Source organism: Vibrio sp. 10N.261.46.A3 (genome assembly GCF_041472995.1).
GTDB classification, from domain to species: Bacteria; Pseudomonadota; Gammaproteobacteria; order Enterobacterales; family Vibrionaceae; genus Vibrio; species Vibrio coralliirubri.
On sequence record NZ_JBFRRH010000208.1, the window covers coordinates 1 to 4923 of the forward strand.

Sequence of the window (4923 nt, forward strand, 5' to 3'; positions counted from 1 at the left end):
TCAATGATCACGGGTATATTAATTTAAAAATAGGATTATTATGAAAAACACAGCAATATCATTGTTGATTGCATCTATTTCTCTTGGAAATGTAGTTAATGCAGAAGAAATTGTACCAACGGATGCTGAATTAACAGGGCAACGAGTGTATCACCACATGGAAAACATGATTGGTTTCATGGAGAAAAATGGACTAAATCAATTTGAATTTCCTGGCTTAGCCGATCATACCTGGGACGTTATCACGCCTGCACTGGACCACATTTACGCTAAAGCGATGCTTGACGTATCCAATGGCCCTATTGAAGTGACGGTACCAGCTCGTGAATCTAGTCGATATGCTTCATTCCATTTACTGGACGCTGAGCATTTCGCGGCTTATCACGAAGTGACTCCTGATGAAGGTGGAACCTACCTTATTGTTCGTTCTGGTTCAGATTATGACACGCCAGAGGGGAACTATATCGACACCATCGAGGTCAACGATGACCTGATTTTTGCTTTTATTCGAGTGCAAACATTCGAGTATCGTGACAACGGAGGGGCTGATGAGTGGCGTAAGCAACTTGTTATCGACAATCACTCAGCTGTTTCAAATGTTGTATTGCCTGATCGTGCCAATGTTCGAGAGGTCCTCCGCTTTGCAGACCAAATTACCGATGGCTGGGTTCAGACTCACGACAACATCCAAACCATTATCGCAGATGAAAACTTCGACCAAGAAAGGCTAACCGAGGTTAGGAGTTACGTGCATAACTTAGCCTCGTCCGGGCTAGTAGTGAACAATTTGTCTGGCTTTGAACACCCTGGTCATGTTGATGATCTTGCCGATGAAAGAAGACGTTCAGTATTAACGCATTTAGGGCATCTTGGCTTTCCTGCAGAGCATGCATATTATGAGTTGATCCCGATGACGCCTGAAGGCGAAAAGTTGAACGGAGCTGAAGATTTTGTCTTGACTATGCCTCATGACCAAGCCGTTGGACAATTCTGGTCTGTCACGCGTTACTCGGATGAGACCCGTTTGCCTCTCGATCCTGCAACGATTGGTGGGTCACAGCGACAAGTATGGGCTGGAGGAAACACGTCACCTGACGCTGATGGCAATATCACCATTACGTTCTCAAGCCATAATCCAGAGAACGAAACCTACTGGATGCCAGTAGTGGATGGCGAAGACTACTACTTTGTCGTTCGTTACTACCTACCTCAGGAAGGCTTAGCAGGTAGTACCGTGCAAAGTTTGATTTATCAGGGCTCACCTTTGGAAAGTCTAATGGTTCCGAAAGCTTCGTTTAACTATGGAAATTAATGTTTATCGGGCAGCTAAGGACAGCGCCTTATTCCCATGAGCTACCGATACGAATTTAATTGACCTAATTAGCATGCGAAAAGATTTGATCGATTTCTTTGTGCAACCATGTCACTAAGGGTGTTCTAGAGAGTTTCGATGGGATGAAAGCACCAATATCACTACTTGGTGTGTCTTCTTTGTTCGGGGATATAAACCTCGTCCCTTTTGGGAGTTCGGTGTCAAAGATATCGATGCAAGGCATTAGTGCGTTGGATTGAGATACAACGTGCAAACAGATACTTAACTGGTCTGCTCGAAGTGCCACGTTTGGTGTGACTCCCGATTCGCGTAACTTTGTTTCAATTAGATTCTCTTTTTTATTGAAATCTGGAAGTTGGAGAAGAGCGAGAGGGTATTGCCCTACATCGTGAGCAGTACGCTGGGTGTTGATGATTGGGTGTCCTTCTCTGCAGACAAGCTTGAAGGTACATCGCGCCACTTTCTTCTGAATTATTTGTTTGGAAATATCGAGCGGAAGATAGTTAATACCGATGTGCACTCTTGCCATGGCCAGGTTATGCTCGGTATCTTGACCCCAATTGATTATTTTCAATGTTGCATTTGGCATTGAGGCGCTAAGGTGTGTATACAATTTTCGGGAGATAGGGCGATACATTGAAGTATTGATGGCTATGCAAATATCACCAGTGTACTCGCTAGGTTTGAAATTTTGGTTTCGAGAAAAAACATCTTCCAGTAACTCGAATAGCGCCGGTAATTTATCTAGAAGCTCTAAACAATAAGGCGTTGGTTCTAACCCGTATTGTCGGCGGATGAATAATTCGTCACCAATATCTTCACGAAGTTTTTTGAGCTGTTTGCTAACCGCAGGTTGCGACAAAAACATTCGTTCCGCAGTACGTTTAGTATTGCGTTCTTCTCCAAGAATTTTGAGAAGTTTAATAGAGTTAAAATCCAGTTTCCTCAACAGACCGTCATCCATAACCGTAGCTACTATATTTTGTTGATTTTTATACAATAGTACATGGGTGAGTCTGTTCCCGCCAGATGAAGGAGTAGGATGTGTGAATTATCGTGGAATCGCCAATCTATTTTTTGTTGTTATCTGGAACATAACTCAAACATCATGCGATCAATTTAACAAGCGAGGCACCTAGGGTTCTTTACTAGTCTTTAACAGCTTATATATTTTACTCTGTTGTTCGGTGACATCCTCATAGTGTTGGTTCAATAGCGCGCTGTTGATACCGACCTTGAACAGTATGTACGTTTCTCCATCGACCTCGAACCAATTGAACGTTCCATGCTGGTTATACGTGGTCATTGTTTTGTTTATCCTCATGAAATATACATCAGCAGCGCAAAACATGCAGACGTACATAAGCCAAAGAAAGAAAAGAAAAACCACGAGCCTAATGCTGTTTTTTCTTTTCCTACCTCTTCATTGCCTTGCTGCCAACCAAGTTCACGAACCTGAGCCTTTGTAAGGTTTAAGTCTAGTCTTTCTATGTATCTGTTGAGTTCGTCATTGTGTACTGAGCTAATCATGTTCTATCTCCCCTAATCATTTGATTGGTATTTTAGGGGAGCTCAGAGTTTGGTTAAATTAGATATTTTGTAACAAGCGTTTAGATAAATAGAACATGATGAATAGCAAAAAGCCTCCGTCGTGGAGGCTTTGGTTAGAAGTGGTTTAGTCCATGGCTATCGCTATGTTTAAGCCCAAAAACTAAGTCTATGTCGAGGCTCAAGTTTAAGACTGCGATGGGGATACAAACCGGGTTTTCGATTCGTTTAATTGGTCAAAGAGGCTAAAGAATCCTCTCACATCATCTTTGTGGTTAGTGCTCACGTCAGCGCTTTCTAGCATTTGGTCTAAGCTCTTCTCCCCAACAAAGTACTCTGCCCAAGTGCGTTTAGATACGCTGATTTCAAGGTCAGCTTGGCGATTGTAGTCTTCGGTGTCTGAGATAAACTCAGCGACAGTGCTACGTACATGCAATCCCATTGTTGGGGCATCCGAGTCTTTTATCGTAATTGCCATCATTTGGTCTTCCCCATAGCTTGCGATTGGGTCTAGACGCACTCGAAATTGGCCCACCAACGTCTCGGCTGGGGATCCTATGATTGAATTAGCATCTGAAAACACCACGCTTGGTATTTGGACTTTTCCTTCTAATTCAAGAGCCTTGGTTAGATACCAAGATCGGGGGATTGATGCCTCTGTTTGGTAGCCCATTTGTCTTAATGTGTCTGCCAAAAGCTGTTTAGCTTCTTCATCGTTCGGGACAACACGGACTAAGTAGCCGCCGAGTTCTGCTGACCATGCGAGTTCATTGTTGGCAATAGTCTTGTTTAGCTCTTGTTTTACCGCGTCTACTCCCCCAAACCCTTCAATGATTTTCTTAGCTTGAAGATTCGGCTCAATACGGTTTAAGGTTTCAGCTTCACCGTTAAACCAACCAAGCGCATGGTAATAGATGTTTTTCGGATAATAAGAAAACTCACCATAAGTCATCTGGTTATGGGGTAATTCGGCGAGATCTTGTGGTAACTGAACCGAGTAGGTTAACTCTTCAGGTGTTTTACCTTGCAGAATCCCTCGAATAGTTTGGTCATAGAGGTACATAATTCCATCATAGTAACCGTTCAATGTGGTTTGGATCTCATCATGGCCACTGAGTGGTTCAGTGTGCGTGTTGATAAGATGTTCTGGATTTAAGTCTCTGATAAGGCGGATACCTTCAGCCCAGACTGTCGGATCACGATACACTGAACCTCTTAATGTGTAGAAGTTCGGGTAAGTTGGCCATAGGTGGTTGTTGAGTACCGTTTTGGACTCAGGCAGATAGACGATCACTTGATCGTCGGTATCACTATCAAAGTCGGTGTAGAAAACCATCTCGACACCATCAACCGTCATTGTTTGGCCTTGTGTCACAGGAGTATTTACTGGCACAAACCCTTGTGTTTTACCTATCGGTGTTGGTGATTTTGCGTCAGGCCCCTCAGCAGGCAGAAGCACCGAAAATTGCTCATAGGCACGGGCTGTTAGCGTTGGTGATAATTCAGGAATCGACGCACCTAATCCACCGCTTTCTAGAACGTTTTTGTTGATCTCTGGATGACCAATCACTTTGAGCTCGCCATCAAAGGCTTGTTGAATCGCTTGTGCACCAAATACATAATGAGAATGGCTATAAATGACGGTGTGGATCGGCTTTTCACTAATGTGTTTGCGTACTAATTCCAAGATCTCCGTTGCTTCTTCAATGTCGTCACCAGAGTCATAAATGATAAGGCCAGTTTCGCCCTCAATAACTGTTTTGTAGCCGAAATGATAGCCAGTGATTGCCCAAACTCCATCTGTTACTTGTTTGATGTACGCCTCTTCAGGCTGAGTCTTTGCTACGTTTTCTATCACCGAAGCATTCACTACTCCGCCATTGTTATACTTAGTCAGCACTACTTCACTGTCGTTATATACGTTTTGTGGAGAGGTAAACATCGTGTCTTGAGCGATGGCAGTTGCGCTTAATGAAGCTGTCAGAATGAATAGCTTGATTGATTTTGTTGTTGAATTAAGTTTCTACCCGTGATCATTGAAG

The 4923-nt window shown here is 43.3% G+C and carries 4 protein-coding genes; 1 reads left to right on the forward strand and 3 read right to left on the reverse strand.

The genetic code is table 11. From position 1 onward, the window contains the following. Positions 1-40: 40 nt before the first annotated feature. Positions 41-1312 carry a DUF1254 domain-containing protein gene (locus AB4484_RS26690; protein ID WP_052879154.1) on the forward strand — a complete coding sequence of 424 codons (1272 nt, stop codon included), beginning with the start codon at positions 41-43 and terminating at the stop codon, positions 1310-1312. A gap of 64 nt (positions 1313-1376) precedes the next feature. Here AB4484_RS26690 and AB4484_RS26695 read toward each other — a convergent pair whose 3' ends face one another. The 3 genes from AB4484_RS26695 to AB4484_RS26705 all read right to left on the reverse strand — a co-directional run bounded on the left by AB4484_RS26695 (position 1377) and on the right by AB4484_RS26705 (position 4823). Further along, on the reverse strand, positions 1377-2297 hold the full coding sequence (locus tag AB4484_RS26695; protein ID WP_050650966.1) for a LysR family transcriptional regulator: 921 nt from the start codon (positions 2295-2297) through the stop codon (positions 1377-1379). 356 nt (positions 2298-2653) lie between these two features. Continuing rightward, a complete protein-coding gene (locus AB4484_RS26700; protein WP_012600210.1) occupies positions 2654-2863 on the reverse strand; it encodes a hypothetical protein in 210 nt (69 codons plus the stop codon). 205 nt (positions 2864-3068) lie between these two features. Next, on the reverse strand, positions 3069-4823 hold the full coding sequence (locus tag AB4484_RS26705) for an alkyl sulfatase dimerization domain-containing protein (protein WP_372081054.1): 1755 nt from the start codon (positions 4821-4823) through the stop codon (positions 3069-3071). Positions 4824-4923: the final 100 nt, after the last annotated feature.